The following is a 14,902-nucleotide window of genomic DNA, read 5'->3' on the forward strand; positions in this document are numbered from 1 at the left end:
TACTGCGCGGAAGTTCCGTCAGCGCAGCCCCGCCGCGGCGAGGTGCTTCTCCACCCGCTGCACCTCCTCGGCGTCCAGCGGGATCTGCGGCAGCATCGTCGCCGGGCAGTCGATGACCCCGCGCAGATGCAGGGCGGCCTTGAACGCGCCGAGGGCCGAGGAACTCATGCCCATCCGCGCCGGGTCGCCGCTCCTGACCATCCCGAAGAGCGCAAGCAGCCGCTCCTGTTCGGTACGGGCCGTCTCCCAGTCGCCCTCCCGCGCGCTGCGGTACAGCCGCACGTAGCCGTGCGGGTCGACATTGCCGAGGCCGGGGACGACGCCGTGGGCGCCCATCGCCAGCGCGCTGTCGACCATCGTCTCGGACCCCGTCAGCGCGGAGAAGCCCGACACCTTCTCCCGTACGCCGACGATGACGCGGCGCAGGCCCGTCTCGTCGCCGCTGGAGTCCTTCAGCCCGGCCAGCACCCCGTCCGCGGCGAGTTGCAGCACCAGGTCGGAGCCGAGCTTGGTGTGCACCGACGTCGGCAGGTCGTAGGCGTAGACGGGCGCGCCGGTGCGGCCGGCGACCTCGCGGTAGTGCCGGTCGATCTCCGCCGGATGGGTGCGGGTGTAGAACGGCGCGGTGACGACGAGCGCGTCCGCGCCGGCGTCGAGCGCGCCGCGGGCGTGGTCGAGCACGCGCGGCGTCGTCATGTCGATCGCGCCGGCGAGCACGGGCAGTTGGCCGCCGACGTGCCGTACCACCGTGTCCACCACGGCTCTGCGCTGCTCGTCCCTGAGGTAGGCCGCCTCCGACGACGAGCCGAGCACGAAGAGTGCGTCGACGCCTCCCGCGACGAGGAAGTCCACCAGCCTGATCAGCGAGGCGGTGTCCACCTCGGCGTCCGGCGTCAGGGGGGTGCAGACGGGCGGTACGACGCCGGTCAGGTGGGTGGGACGGGTCATGCGCTCTCCTTCGCTTGGATCACGAGATCACGGGTGCTCTCCGCAGCGGCCACCGGATGATGGCAGCGGAACCGGTGGGCCTGCGCCGCCTGCGTGACCTCCGGCATGGCCGCGGCGCACTCCTCCGTGGCCTTCCAGCACCGGGTACGGAACGGGCAGCCGCTCGGCGGCCGGGTCGCCGACGGCACGGGACCGGCGAGCGGGATCGGGTCGATGGGGTCGAGGAGCCCCGGCGTCGCCGAGAACAGCGCCCGGGTGTACGGGTGCCGGGCGGTGTCCGTGCTGTGCTCCTCCGGGGCGTCGCTGCCCGAGCCCAGCGCCACCGCCGGCGCCTCCTCCACGATCCTGCCCAGGTACATGGTGATGACGCGGTCGCTCATCCGCCGCACCGTCTGGATGTCGTGCGAGACGAACACCAGCGCCAGGTTCAGCCGCTCCTTCAGATCCAGCAGCAGGTTGAGGATCTGGGCCCGTACGGAGACGTCGAGCGCGGACGTCGGCTCGTCGGCCACGACCAGGTCCGGCTCCAGCGCCAGGGCACGGGCGATGGCCACCCGCTGCCGCTGCCCGCCGGACAACTGGCCCGGCAGCGCGTCGGCGAGCACCGGCGGCAGCCCGACGAGGGCCATCAGCTCCCGCACCCGCTCGGTGCGCTGCGCGGACGTGCCGCGGCGGTGCACGTCGAGCGGGTCGCGGAGGATCTGCCGGACCGGCAGCCGCCGGTTGAGCGCGGTCGACGGGTCCTGGAAGATCATGCCCGTGCCGGTGCCGATGGCCGTACGCCGCTCGCTCCCGCCCATCTCCCAGATGTCGCGGCCCCGGAACTCCACCGTGCCGGCCGTCGGCGCCTGCACGCCGACCAGCACCTTCGCCAGCGTCGACTTGCCACAGCCGGACTCGCCGACCACGCCGACCGTCTCGCCGGCCGCGATCGTCAGGTCCGCGCCGGTCAGCGCGTAGACGCGGTCGCGGGCGAACAGCCCGCCGGTGCGCGCCCGGTGCACCACGTGCGCGTCCCGCACGGTGATCAGGGGCGGCGCCACACCGCCGCCTTCGAGCAGTGCGTCGCCCTCGACCAGGGGCTCGCTGGCCAGGTCGCCGATCGGCCCGGGGCCGCCGCTGTCCTTCGCGCTCATCGCAGCGCCTCCTTCTCCGCCTCGCCCGCGGCGGTCGCCGCCGGCCTGGCCGCCGGCTCGGCTCCCGGCCCGGCCGCCGGGTGGTGGCACGCCACCTCGTGCTTGCGTTCCTCGCCGACCAGTTCGGGCGCGGTCTCCTGGCAGACGTCGCTCGCCATCGGACAGCGGTCGGCGAACCGGCAGCCCGCCGGGAAGTCGGCGGGCGACGGCACCACGCCGCGGATCTGCGTCAGCCGCTCCTGAGCCGACTCCAGCGACAGCACCGAGCCCAGCAGGCCCCGGGTGTAGTGGTGGGTCGGCGCCTCGACCAGGTCGGCGGTGACGCCGGTCTCGACGATCTGCCCGCCGTACATGACGACCACCCGGTCGGTGACGTCGGAGATCAGCGCCAGGTCGTGGCTGACCAGGACGAGCGCGAAGCCCAGCTCCGCGCGCAGCCGCAGCAGCAGCTCGATGACCTGCGCCTGGACCGTCACGTCGAGCGCGGTGGTCGGCTCGTCGGCGACGATGAGCTTCGGGTTGCGCGAGAGCGCCATGGCGATGAGCACCCGCTGCCGCTGCCCGCCGGACAGCTCGTGCGGATAGCTGCGCAGCGTACGCTCCGGGTCCAGGCCCACCAGCTCCAGCAGCTCGGTCGCGGTGCGCGTGCCGCCGCGCCGGATCACCTGCTTGAGCTGGGCGCGGATCGTCATCGCCGGGTTCAGCGAGCTGAGCGCGTCCTGGTAGATCATCGCCATCTCGTGGCCGAGCAGCTTGCGGCGTACCCGCATCGGCGTGCCGATCAGCTCCCGGCCGTCGAAGACGACGCTGCCGCGGATCCGCGCGCCGGCCGGCTCCAGGCCCATCACCGTCAGCGCCGTCAGCGACTTGCCGCAGCCCGACTCGCCGACGAGGCCGAGGACTTCACCGGGCCTGACGTCGAAGCTGATGCCGTCGACGATGTCCACGCCCGAGTGCCGCTTGTCGAAGCCGATCGCCAGGTCCCGCACCGCCAGCACCGGCTCCCCGCCGGGCAGCGGCCGGGCCCGTTCGCGCAGCCGCCGGGCGGCCTCGGCGAGGCCGGGCAGCTCCACCACCTTGCCGGTGCCGGGCTTGGCGGCCTCGATCCGGTCCTCGGCCTCCGCTTCCTTGACCGGCACGCTCTCGGACCGCCGGGAGGCGGGCGCCGCCCAGGCGTCCGAGATGCCCTCGGAGAGGATGTTCAGCGCCAGCACGGTCAGCAGCATCAGCAGGCCCGGGAAGACCGTGGCCCACCAGCCGCCGAGCAGCACCATGTTCTTGCCGTCCGCGATGACGCTGCCCCAGGACGGGTCCGGCGGGCGGACGCCCGCGCCGATGAAGGACAGCGACGCCTCGAAGACGATCGCCTCGGCGACCTGCACGGTGCAGAACACCAGGATCGGCGCCGCGCAGTTGATGGCGACGTGCTTGACGATGATGTGCGGCGTACGGGCCCCGATGACCCGTTCCGCCGTCACGTAGTCCTCGCCGTACTGGTCGAGCACGTTGGCCCGTACCACCCGCGCGATCGGCGGCGTGTAGAGGAACGCGATGGCGCACACCAGCACCGGGATGCTGCCGCCGAACACGGCGACGAGCACCGCGGCCAGCGCGATCCCCGGGAACGCCATCACGACGTCCAGGCAGCGCATCACGAACTCGTCGACCGCCTTGCGGGAGGTGGCGGCGACGGCGCCCAGGACGGCCCCGGCGACCAGGCCGAGCAGGGTGGCGCCCAGCCCGATGACCAGCGACCAGCGGGCCCCGTACATCAGCCGGCTGAGGATGTCGCGGCCGAGGCTGTCCTGCCCCATCCAGTGGTCGCCGGACGGATGTCCGGTGCCGTCGACCTGGGCCTGCTGGTCGAGCGGGTCGTGCGGGGCGAGCAGCGGCGCGAACACCGCCACGGCCACGACCACGGCGAGCAGCCCGAGCGAGATCCGGGACATCCAGGGCAGCCGCTTCAGCCCGCGGAGCCGCAGGCCGGGCCGGGACAGCCGCTCCGCGAGCTTCTGGCGTCCCCCGAGGGTGGCGAGCATCAGGCGGCACTCCTCAGTCGGGGGTTGACCAGCAGGTACAGGATGTCGATGACGAGGTTGACGACGACGAACGCGACGGCCACGGTCAGCACCACGCCCTGCACGACCGCGGGGTCGCCGTTCTTCACCGCGTTGATCATCAACGTGCCCATGCCGGGCAGCGAGAAGATCGTCTCGATCACGACGGCGCCGCCGAGCAGATAGCCCACCCGCAGTCCGAGCACGGTCAGCGGGTTGATCAGCGCGTTGCGCAGCACGTTGCGGCCGACCACGACGACCGGCGGCAGCCCGCTGCCGATCGCCGTGCGCACGTAGTCCTTGTCCAGCTCCTCCACGACCGCGGTGCGGACGATGCGGGTGAGCTGCGCGGCGACGTGCAGCGACAGCGCGATGGCCGGCAGCGTCATCGTCTTGAGCCAGCCCGTGAAGGAGTCGCCCGGATTGACGTACCCCCCGGAGGGGAACCACCCCCAGTCCACCGCCAGGTACTGGATCAGCAGCAGCGCCACCCAGAAGGCGGGCGCGGCGACGCCGACCAGCGAGACGACGCGGATCACCTGGTCCGGGATCCGGTCGCGGTAGATCGCGGCCGAGACCCCGAAGAGCACCGACAGCACTATCGCGAGGGCGAGCCCCATGAAGGTGAGCTGCATGGTCAGGGGCAGCGCGGTGGTCACCTGGTCGATGACCGGCCGGCCGTTGAGCACGCTGAGACCCATGTCGCCCGTGATCAGCTCGCCGACGAACGCGGCGTAGCGGACGGGCAGGGGGTCGTTCAGCCCGTGTTCCTCGCGGTAGTCCTCGAGCTGCTGCTCGGTGGGGTTGGCACCCTGGAAGTGCGCCACCGCCGGGTCGATGTCCGAGAAGCGCATGACGAGGAAGACGAACAGCACGATGCCGAGCATCAGCGGGACGAGCAGGGCGATGCGGCGTAGCAGCATCCTGGCGATCTGGGCCACGTACGTGAGCTCCTAGCCTTGACAGACCGGGTCGGGCCGCCCTACGCGGGCTTGGCCTTGAGCAGGTTGATGCCGGGGTACGCCTGCGGCTGGATCCCGGTGATCGCGTCGGGGTCCCAGGCGGTGATCAGCTCGTTGTGGACCACGGGGTAGATGACCGCGTTCTCCGCGACGACGTCGAGGTACTCCTGCGTCATCAGCTTCTTCTTCTCCTGGTCGGGCTCGCGCGTGGCCGCGTCCATGAGCCGGAACAGCTCCTTGGCCTCCGGCGCCGCGGACCAGCGGGAGTACTGCATCCACACGTTGTCCGCCGTGTAGTTGTAACGGAGGATCAGGTCGGGGTCGATGCCGAGCTGGTTGGGGTTCGACGCGGAGGCGGCGACCTGGTAGTCCGCCTTCTGGTCCAGCTTGGTGAAGAGCGCGGAGGTCTCCTGCGGTTCGAGGGTGGTCTCGACGCCGATGGCGTCCCACGACTCCTTTATCGTCGGGATGCAGTCCGCGATCCAGCTCACGGTCGACGCCATGAGCGTGACCTTCAGCCCGCTGACCCCGGCGTCCTTCAGCAGCGCCTTGGCCTTGTCCGGGTCGTAGCCGTAGACGGTCTTGGCCTCGCGGTACGTGGGGTTGCCCTCGTCGAGGAAGGAGGTGGAGGCCTTGCCGTAACCCCTCAGGCCCGCCTCGATCATCTTGTCGGTGTCGATGGCGTAGTGCAGCGCCTGGCGCACGCGCACGTCGTCGAAGGGCGCCTTCTCGGTGTTGAAGAGCAGGAACATGTGGTTCATGCCGGCCCCGCCCTCGACGGTGAGGCCGTCCTGCTCCAACTGCTTGACGTTGGCGTACGGGATGTTGTCGGAGATCTGCGCGCCGGCGCTGCCTCCGGAGATCTTCGCGACCCGCGGGGCGGCGTCCACGATGGACAGCCAGTTCATCGACTTGAAGTTCGCCTTGCGGGGGCCGTTGTAGTCCGCGTACGCCTCGAAGGAGGTGTTCGACAGCGGCTGGTTGGCCGTCATCTTGTACGGGCCGGAGCCGACGACCACCTCGGGCACGCCGGTGTCGAGGTCGCGCCAGGCGCCCGACTTGCTCAGGATGTGCTTGGGCAGGATCTTCGCCAGGGTGAGCCGGGACAGCCCGTCCGGGAACGGGAAGGCGAGCACCAGGTCGACGGAGTTCTCCCCGGTCTTCTTGACCTCCTTCAGCCAGGCGGCGAAGAAGCCCCGGGCCAGGGTCTGCGTCTCGGGGTCGAGTATCCGGTCGAACGTGAACACCACGTCGTCGGCGGTGACCGGCTTGCCGTCGTGCCACGTCGCCCCGTCGCGCAGGGTGAACGACCAGGTGGCGGCCCCGGGGTCGGCGGGCAGCTCGGTCGCCAGCGCCGGGTAGGGCTCGCGGGTGATCGGGTCGGTGTCGAGCAGCCCCTCGAAGATGTGGTGGTTGCTGGCCACGGAGAACGCGGACGCGGTCAGCGTGGGGTCCCAGCTCTGGTCGTTGCCGTACCCGATGACGGCGGTGACGGAGTCGGCACCGCCGCCCCCGCCGGTGTCGGAGGTCGAGTCCGGCCCTCCGGAGCAGGCGGCCAGCGCCGGCGCCATGACGCCGAAGGCGCCCAGCGCCCCGCCGTACTGCAGCACTCGCCGGCGCTCGACGCCCGGCTCTGGTGATACGTCGCTCACGGTGCCTCCAGGAGGGAAATCAAGGGGATGGCGCCGCGCCCGTCCCTGTCCCGGGGATAGGCGGGGTCGTGGGAGGTCCTACGTTCTACCTCTTGGCGGTGAACATAGAAGTCAGCCCGGAGGCGGGTCAAGAGGTCGGCGGCAAGCGTTATCCGGTGTCAACCCGGCCCGAGCCGGGCAGCCACGACGATCTCGCCCGGCTCCGCGCGCCCTTCGGGCGTATCCGGCGGCGAGGTGCGATCCTGCGCGTCGTCCGGTACGCCGTGGAGCGCCGTCACGTCCGTCTCCAGCCGCGCGGTGGCCGGCGCGCCGGCCACCGCGCCCAACAGCCCGTGCTCCGCAGCGGCGTTGGCGGCGACCAGGTCCCCGGGTACGCCGGCGCCGGCACCGGCCCGGTCATCGCGGGCGGGTGCGCGACCACCTCCGCTGCGCGCATGAGGTGAATTCCGGTGAGGAGCACCCGAAAGGTGGAGAGCGGCGGCTTCGGCTCACCCGAGGAGCCGAAGAGCCGCCCCTCCCCACGCGCGAAGCCGCGGCAGTGGTGGGCGGGGGGCAGCGGCCCCTCCCGGTGCGCGGGCGGCTTCTCCAGCCGCCGGAACCACTCGGTCGGGGCGACGTCCCCGGCGCCGCCCGCCACCACCGCCAGGACGGTGTGCTCCTCGACCGGCAACCCGCCGCGCTCCACCGGGCCATCCTCGCCGGGCGCGAGCCCCGCCCGCCAGGGGTTTTACGGGCCGGCGCCGTCGGCCGAGGTGCTACGCCACCTGCCGCAGCACCTCGGCCGCGATCAGCTCCAGGTGGTCCAGGTCCGACAGGTCGAGGATCTGGAGGTAGAAGCGCTGCGAGCCGGCCGCGCCGTAGCGGCCGATCTTCTCGACCACCTCCGCCGGCGTGCCGGCCAGGCCGTTCTCCCTCAGCTCCGGCACCTGCCGGCCGATGGCCGCCGCGCGGCGGGCGACCTCCGCGTCGTCCCGGCCGACGCAGGCGACGAGCGCGTTGGAGTACACCAGGTCGGACGGCGTGCGGCCCGCCGTCTCGGCCGCCTCACGGACCCGCGCGAACTGCCGCTCGGTGTCCTCCAGCGAGCTGAACGGCACGTTGAACTCCGCCGCGTAGCGGGCGGCCAGCGCCGGGGTGCGCTTCGCGCCCATCCCGCCGATCAGCACCGGCAGCGGCGACTGCACCGGCTTCGGCAGGGCGGGGGAGTCCCGCAGCTCGTAGTGCGTCCCGGAGTAGGAGAAGGTCTCGTCCCCCGGTGTGCGCCACAGCCCCGTCACGATCGCGAGCTGCTCCTCCAGCCGGGAGAACTTGTCCTTCGGGAACGGGATCCCGTACGCCGTGTGCTCGTCCTCGAACCACCCCGCGCCGATGCCCATCTCGACCCGACCGGCCGACATCTGGTCCACCTGCGCCACCTGGATGGCCAGCGGCCCCGGCAGCCGGAACGTGGCGGCGCTCATCAGCGTGCCGAGCCGGATCCGGCTCGTCTCGCGGGCGAGACCCGCCAGCGTCACCCAGGCGTCGGTGGGTCCCGGCAGGCCGCTCACGTCGCCCATCTTCAGATAGTGGTCGGAGCGGAAGAAGGCGTCGAAGCCGAGGTCCTCGGTGGCGCGGGCCACCGCCAGGAGGGTGTCGTACGAGGCGCCCTGCTGGGGTTCTGTGAAGATGCGAAGATCCATGGGGCCATTGTGCTTCAGCCGTGCCGGCGGCTTCCCGGGGCACGGCGGCGGTGCATAGAGTGCTCTCACCGCACTGCCCGGCTTGCCGCTAGGGGGTCAGGATGACGGTCGTCTACCGCGCGCCGGAGGGGGACGGCGGACTGGAGTTCACGGTCCGGCTGACTCCCGAGGAGACCGGGGCACTGACCCGGGAGGCCCGGCTGCTGGCGGAGATCGTCGACAGTTGCCTGTGGGCCCTCGGCATGCTCCGCACGGGCGTCAACTCCCGCGACGCCGGCGGCCCGCCGCCGATTCCCGGCGACTGGTACGCCGCCCTGCGCGACCTGGAGCGCATCGCGCCCCGGATCGAGGGCACGCGGGACGCCGTGATCCGCGCGCTCGCCGTGTCGGGGGAGGGCACCGACCGGCTGGCGCAGGCGATGCACACCGACGAGGAGGCGGCCGTACGGCGCCGCGCCGACGTGCTCGGCAACCCGCCGTCCGAGTGGGAGACCTGGGCGGCGAAGGGCGTGGGGGAGTAGCGCTCCCGCGCGTCGCCCCGTTCCCTCAGGCCCGTTCCACCAGGACCGCCGAGCCCTGCCCCACCCCGACGCACATCGTCGCCAGCCCCCGCCGCGCGCCCGTGCGCGCCATCCGGTGCAGCAGCGTCGTCAGGATCCGCGCGCCCGAGCAGCCCAGCGGGTGGCCGAGGGCGATGGCGCCGCCGTCCGGGTTGACGGTCTCCTCGTCGAGCCCCAGCTCGTCCACGCAGGCCAGGGACTGCGCCGCGAACGCCTCGTTCAGCTCGGTCGTCTCCACGTCCGCCACCGACCAGCCCAGCCGGTCCAGGGCCCTGCGGGTCGCCGGCACCGGGCCGAGGCCCATGACGTCGGGGTGGACGCCGGCGGAGGCGCCGGCCGCGTACCGGCCCAGGGAGTCGAGGCCGAGGGTCTTCAGCGCCTCCTCGCTGACCAGCAGCAGCGCCGCCGCCCCGTCGTTCATGGGCGAGGAGTTGCCCGCGGTCACGCTGCCGCCCGCCCGGAACACCGGCTTCAGCTTCGCCAGTTGCCCCGCCGAGGTGTCCTCGCGGATGCACTCGTCCGCCGTCACCGCCGCACCGCCGTCCGGCCGTTCCACCGGCAGCAACTCCGCGTCGAAGTGCCCCGCCGCGCGCGCCGCCGCGGCCCGGCGGTGGCTGCGCAGCGCGAACTCGTCCTGCCGCGCCCGCCCCACCCCGTGGCGCCCGGCGACCTCCTCGGCGGTCTCGCCCATCGCGAGCAGCCCGTGCAGGTCCCGCATCCGCGGGTTGACCAGCCGCCAGCCGAGCCGGGTGTCGGCCGTCGCCAGCGCCCGCGGCAGCGCCTCGTCCGGCCGCGGCAGGACGAACGGCGCGCGGCTCATCGACTCCGACCCGCCGGCCAGCACCACGTCCGCCTCGCCGGCCGCGATGGCCCGGGCGGCGGTCGTGACGGCCTCCAGGCCGGAGGCGCAGAGCCGGTTGAGGGTGGCGCCGGGGACGGACTCGGGCAGGCCGGCGAGCAGGACGGCCATGCGGGCGACGTTGCGGTTGTCCTCGCCGGCCTGGTTGGCGGCGCCCCAGTAGACGTCGTCGATACGGGCCGGGTCGAGCGCGGGGACGCCGTCGAGCAGCCCGCGGATCACCCCCGCGGCGAGGTCGTCGGGCCGTACGGCGGACAGCGAGCCGCGCAGCTTCCCGATCGGCGTGCGGCGGGCGGCGGCGAAGTGGACGGTGCGCACGGCGGGCCTCCCCATCGAAACTAGCGGCGCTAGTTTCGGACTATAGCCCGCGCGCCGAGCCCGCGGCCAGCACGCACGATCCGCCCGCTCCGACAGTGATCGCTTACGATCGAACACGGCGTCCCGGACGTCCCGAAGCCGACGCGAGGAGAGCGCGATGAGCAGTGCCAAGGTTGCCGACCAGCTCGTGGACGTCCTGCTCCAGTACGGGGTGAAGCGCATCTACGGCGTCGTCGGCGACAGCCTCAACCCGCTCGTCGACGCCATCCGCCGCAGCGACGGCGCCATCGAGTGGGTGCACGTGCAGAACGAGGAGGCCGGCGCCTTCGCCGCCGCCGCCGAGGCGCAGGTCACCGGGCAGCTCGCCGCCTGCGCCGGCTCCTGCGGGCCCGGCAACACCCACCTCGTCCAGGGCCTGTTCGACGCGCAGCGCAGCGGCGCCCCCGTCCTCGCCATCGCCTCGCACATCCCCGCCACCCAGATCGGCAGCGGCTTCTTCCAGGAGACCCACCCCGAGAAGCTCTTCGACCAGGCGTCCGGCTACTGCGCGATGATCTCCCAGCCCGAGCAGATGCCCCGCATCGCCCGGATCGCCGCGCAGCACGCCGTAGGCGCCGGCGAGGTCGCGGTGCTCGTCCTGCCCGGCGACATCGCCGACAAGCAGGCCGCCAACCCCACCGGCCACACCGTCCCCTGCGTCCGCCCCGCGTCGATCGTCCCCGACGCGCAGACCGTGCGCGAGCTGGCCGACGCCGTCAACGCCGCCGACCGCGTCGCGCTGTTCGCCGGCGCGGGCGTACGCCACGCGCACGCGCAGGTGATGCGGCTCGCCGAGACCGTCAAGGCGCCCGTCGGGCACACGCTGCGCGGCAAGGAGTGGATCCAGTACGACAACCCCTACGACGTCGGCATGATCGGCCTCCTCGGCTACGGCGCCTGCTACGACGCGCTCCAGGACGCCGACCTCGTCGTCATGCTCGGCACCGACTTCCCGTACGACGCCTTCCTGCCCCAGGCTGGATCTGTGGCGATTGTCCAGATCGACGTCGACGCCACCCGCCTCGGCCGCCGCACCCCGCTGGAGGTCGCCGTGCACGGCGACGTCGCCTCCACCCTGGACGCGCTCCAGCCGCTGCTGCGCGAGAAGAGCGAGCGCCGGTTCCTCGACGGCATGCTGCGCAAGCACGAGCGGGCGCTGACCAAGGTCGTCGAGGCGTACACCTCGAACGTCGAGAAGCACGTGCCGATCCACCCCGAGTACGCCGCCCGGGTGCTGGACCGACTCGCCGCGGACGACGCGGTGTTCACCGTGGACACCGGCATGAACAACGTCTGGGCCGCCCGCTACCTCACGCCCAACGGCCGCCGCCGCGTCATCGGCTCGTTCACCCACGGCTCGATGGCCAACGCCCTGCCGCACGCGATCGGCGCCGCCTGCGCCGACCGCGACCGGCAGGTCATCTCGCTCTCCGGCGACGGCGGCCTCGGCATGCTGCTCGGCGAGCTGATCACCGTCAGGCAGCAGGACCTGCCGGTCAAGACCGTCGTGTTCAACAACTCCTCGCTGGGGATGGTCAAGCTGGAGATGCTGGTCGACGGCCTGCCCGCGTACGGCACCGACCACAGCAAGGTCGACTTCTCCGCCATCGCCCGCGGCGTCGGCATTCCCGCCTGGCGGGTGGAGAAGCCCGGCGAGATCGAGGGCGCGCTGCGCGAGGCGCTGGCGGCGAAGGGCCCCGCGCTGGTCGAGCTGATCACCGACTCCAACGCGCTGTCGATCCCGTCGCGGATCACGCTGGAGCAGGTGCGCGGCTTCGCGCTGGCCGCCGGGCGCACGGTGCTGGACGGCGGCGTCGGCACGATGCTCGACCTCGCCCGCTCCAACCTCCGCAACATCCCCCGGCCCTGACGCCCGCGCGGGCCTTCGTGCCGTACGGACCGGGCCGGCGCCGCGCCCGCCCGGTCCGTACGGCGCCGGCCCGCGGGCCCCTCAGGTCACCCAGGGCAGGTCGCCGAAGTAGCCGCCCTCCGCCGGCGGCGTGAGTATCGCCAGGCGCGCACGGTACGTCAGCGGCCCGCCCTCGCACCGCGCGACGGCCCGCGCGCGCAGCTCCCAGCGGCCCGCGGGCGCGCCCTTCGGCGGCGTGACCCGCCAGCGGGTGACCACCTCCGTGCCGGGCGCCAGCCGGCCGCGCGGCCGGCGGGTCGCGGCGCGCACCTTCCAGCCCTGGGGGACCTGCAACTGCACCCGCGGCTCGGTCCACAGGCTGCCGGAGCCGTTGCGCAGGGTGGCGGTGACCGTCAGCACGCGGCCCGGCTCGGCGTAGGGCGGGGCGCCGATGCGTACGCCGAAGGGCTCGCGGTCGTACGAGTCGTGCCACTCCCGCCGCATGACGTGCACCAGCCGGGCGGCGATGTCCGGGCGGTCCGCGGCGCGGTCGACGGACTCGGCGGGATCGTCCGCCAGGTTGTACAGCTCCACCTGCCAGCGCTCGTCCGGCACCCTGCGGTCCTTGCCGGGCGCGAAGCGCACCGCCTTCCAGTCGCCGGCGCGCACCGCCTCCGAGATCCGGCCGATCCGGTCGTGGTCGGCGGCGCGGGCCAGCGGCGTCGACGCCCGCTCGTTGCGGTACCAGTACAGGAACTCGTGCCGGGGCGCCGGCCCGGTGCCGGTGAGCAGCGGCGCGAGCGACAGCCCGTCGACGTCCCGGGGCGCGGGGGCGCCGCCCAGCTCGGCGAGGGTGGGCAGCAGGTCTATGTGGGGTGTCGGCCGGTCCACGACGCCCCGCCGGATGCGGTACGGGGACCAGGCGATGAGCGGCACCCGGATGCCGCCCTCGTACAGGTTCCGCTTGTAGCCGCGCAGCGGCCGGTCGCGCTGGAAGAGCGCCGGCGTCACGCCGCCCTCCTCGTGCCGGCCGTTGTCGCTGGTGACGATGACCACGGTGTCCTCGGCGACGCGCTGCGCGTACAGCTCCTCGATCACCTGGCCGACCATCCGGTCGAAGTTCGCGACCTGCGCGGCGTGCCCCTTGTCCTCCGGCTTCCAGTCGGTGTCGCTGTACTCGCCGGTGTCCGGCACGGTGCTCGGGGCGTGCGGCACGTTGGGGGAGAGGTAGAGGAAGAAGGGCTCCTCGGCGTGGCTGCGGATGAAGTCCAGGGCGCGCGTGGAGAACTGCTCGGGCGCATACGTGCCGCGCCCGCCGTCCCCGTTGCCGGCGAGCGGCACGCGGCGGCCGTTGTGCCACAGGTACTGCGGGAAGTAGGAGTGGGCGTGCCGGTGGGTCAGGTACCCGTAGAACTCCTCGAACCCGCGGTAGTTGGGGTGGCTGTGCTGGTCCGGCTCCTCGGGGCCGAAGCCCCACTTGCCGATGCACGCCGTGCGGTAGCCGCGGGCCCGCAGCAGCTCGGCGACGGTGGTGTCGCCGTCGCCGATGGAGGGCTGGATGCCGCGCATCGGGTTCTCCCGGACCCGGGCCCGGCCGCTGTGCAGGCCCGTCAGCAGCGAGGCACGCGACGGCGCGCAGACCGGCGCGGAGGCGTACGCCGCGGTGAACCGCAGGCCGTCGGCGGCGAGGCGGTCCAGGTGGGGGGTGCGGATGAGCTGCTGGCCGTACGAGCCGAGTTCGCCGTAGCCGAGGTCGTCGGCGACGATCAGGACGATGTTGGGGCGGTCGCCGCGCGGGCTGCCCGGCGCGGCGGCGAGCGGGGCGGGGGTCAGCGCCGCGGCGCCGAGGCCGGCGGCCGAGGCCGCGAGGAACTGCCGTCGGGTCGTCAACCGGCTCCCCCTCTCGGACGACTGGTGCCGATGAGCAGCGCCGTCCGGAGGCGGTGGCGGGCCGGTACGCAGTGTTCCGGGGCCGCGTCACCCGCCGGGGGTGAGCCGGTCCGGCAGCCGGATCCGCCGTGGCGGACTCCGGGCCGGAAGCGGTGCGACGGCGCCCGTACCCGGGTACGGGCCGGGCGCCCTCCTGGCGTGCCGTCTGGTCGGGACGGCGCGTTCGGCCGCGCAGGGGTGACCTACGGATCAGTTCCCCCCGGGACTGCGTCTACCCCGTGCGCTTGCGTACGGCTTGACGTTTCGAGGGGGACCCTACCACCAACGATCGACGCTCCCGCGCGCGTTGGGGCCCGGCGGAAGGCGCGACTCCGGTCGCCCCGTACCCGCTACTTGCGTCCCTCGCGCCCCTCACGCCACTCGCGTACCAGAGTGTCGGCGTCCAGCGGAGCCAGCTTCAGCGGCGGTCCGACGGCGGGCGCGCGGTGCGCCGCGAGGATCTTCTCGTTGACCTCCGCCACGATCTCGCGCACCTCCTTCTCGCTGCGCGCCCTGGTCACGGCGGCGAGCGCGGCCTCGGCCTCCCTGCGTACGGCGAGGGAGGGCGGCAGCGCGGACAACTGCTCGCGCGCCATCTTCGCCTTGACCCACCACAGCTCGTCGTACGGCCGGTCGAGGTCCGCGAGCGGCTTGCCCTTACCGGGGAGATCGTCGAACTCGCCGCGCTCCGCCGCCTCGCGGATCTGCCGGTCGATCCAGGACTCGAAGCTCACACCCGGCGGTTTGCGTTCGGTCACGTGCGCTGCTCCCTCCGCTCGCGGCGGTCGCCGATCGGCCGTTCGCCCACGTCAACGGTAACGCCGGCGGCGTGGGCCGCGGCGCGCGGGTGGTGTCACGCCGATGGCGGCTCTCAGCTTGCACACACCTTGGTAACAATTCAGACAATGGGCTCG

General features: G+C 73.1%; 12 protein-coding genes. 2 read left to right on the forward strand and 10 right to left on the reverse strand.

Annotation, left to right across the window (positions count from 1 at the left end; genetic code table 11):
- Window positions 1-18: 18 nt before the first annotated feature.
- The 7 genes from O7599_RS32810 to O7599_RS32840 all read right to left on the reverse strand — a co-directional run bounded on the left by O7599_RS32810 (window position 19) and on the right by O7599_RS32840 (window position 8,434).
- Window positions 19-948: a dihydrodipicolinate synthase family protein gene (locus O7599_RS32810; protein WP_281619231.1), complete on the reverse strand. Its 930-nt coding sequence runs from the start codon at window positions 946-948 to the stop codon at window positions 19-21.
- Window positions 945-2,084 carry an ABC transporter ATP-binding protein gene (locus tag O7599_RS32815; RefSeq protein WP_281619232.1) on the reverse strand — a complete coding sequence of 380 codons (1,140 nt, stop codon included), beginning with the start codon at window positions 2,082-2,084 and terminating at the stop codon, window positions 945-947. The genes O7599_RS32810 and O7599_RS32815 overlap by 4 nt, the downstream gene beginning before the upstream one ends.
- Entirely contained in the window at window positions 2,081-4,123 is a 2,043-nt protein-coding gene (locus O7599_RS32820) for a dipeptide/oligopeptide/nickel ABC transporter permease/ATP-binding protein (protein WP_281619233.1), read from the reverse strand. Before O7599_RS32820 ends, O7599_RS32815 begins: the two co-directional genes overlap by 4 nt.
- Window positions 4,123-5,082 carry an ABC transporter permease gene (locus O7599_RS32825; protein ID WP_281619234.1) on the reverse strand — a complete coding sequence of 320 codons (960 nt, stop codon included), beginning with the start codon at window positions 5,080-5,082 and terminating at the stop codon, window positions 4,123-4,125. The genes O7599_RS32820 and O7599_RS32825 overlap by 1 nt, the downstream gene beginning before the upstream one ends.
- 41 nt (window positions 5,083-5,123) lie before the next feature.
- Complete coding sequence (locus O7599_RS32830; RefSeq protein WP_281619235.1) at window positions 5,124-6,755, reverse strand: ABC transporter substrate-binding protein; 1,632 nt, start codon at window positions 6,753-6,755, stop codon at window positions 5,124-5,126.
- 274 nt (window positions 6,756-7,029) lie between these two features.
- Window positions 7,030-7,440 carry a hypothetical protein gene (locus O7599_RS32835; RefSeq protein ID WP_281619236.1) on the reverse strand — a complete coding sequence of 137 codons (411 nt, stop codon included), beginning with the start codon at window positions 7,438-7,440 and terminating at the stop codon, window positions 7,030-7,032.
- A 70-nt stretch (window positions 7,441-7,510) separates the two neighbouring features.
- On the reverse strand, window positions 7,511-8,434 hold the full coding sequence (locus O7599_RS32840; protein WP_281619237.1) for an LLM class F420-dependent oxidoreductase: 924 nt from the start codon (window positions 8,432-8,434) through the stop codon (window positions 7,511-7,513).
- Between the two features lie 101 nt (window positions 8,435-8,535).
- Here O7599_RS32840 and O7599_RS32845 point away from each other — a divergent pair, with 101 nt between their 5' ends.
- Window positions 8,536-8,955: a hypothetical protein gene (locus O7599_RS32845; RefSeq protein ID WP_281619238.1), complete on the forward strand. Its 420-nt coding sequence runs from the start codon at window positions 8,536-8,538 to the stop codon at window positions 8,953-8,955.
- A 25-nt stretch (window positions 8,956-8,980) separates the two neighbouring features.
- On the opposite strand, the gene O7599_RS32850 is transcribed toward O7599_RS32845, so the two are convergent.
- Entirely contained in the window at window positions 8,981-10,171 is a 1,191-nt protein-coding gene (locus tag O7599_RS32850; RefSeq protein ID WP_281619239.1) for a thiolase family protein, read from the reverse strand.
- Window positions 10,172-10,328: 157 nt separating this feature from the next.
- On the opposite strand from O7599_RS32850, the gene O7599_RS32855 reads away from it, so the two are divergent.
- On the forward strand, window positions 10,329-12,080 hold the full coding sequence (locus O7599_RS32855) for a pyruvate dehydrogenase (protein WP_281619240.1): 1,752 nt from the start codon (window positions 10,329-10,331) through the stop codon (window positions 12,078-12,080).
- Window positions 12,081-12,161: 81 nt separating this feature from the next.
- Here the strand turns inward: O7599_RS32855 and O7599_RS32860 are convergent, their stop codons facing one another.
- Window positions 12,162-13,949 carry a sulfatase-like hydrolase/transferase gene (locus O7599_RS32860; protein WP_281619241.1) on the reverse strand — a complete coding sequence of 596 codons (1,788 nt, stop codon included), beginning with the start codon at window positions 13,947-13,949 and terminating at the stop codon, window positions 12,162-12,164.
- A 389-nt stretch (window positions 13,950-14,338) separates the two neighbouring features.
- Window positions 14,339-14,746, reverse strand: a complete 408-nt coding sequence (locus O7599_RS32865) for a DUF1992 domain-containing protein (RefSeq protein ID WP_281619242.1) — start codon at window positions 14,744-14,746, stop codon at window positions 14,339-14,341.
- Window positions 14,747-14,902: the final 156 nt, after the last annotated feature.

Origin of the sequence: Streptomyces sp. WMMC500 (assembly GCF_027497195.1) — a bacterium.
Classification (GTDB): domain Bacteria; phylum Actinomycetota; class Actinomycetes; order Streptomycetales; family Streptomycetaceae; genus Streptomyces.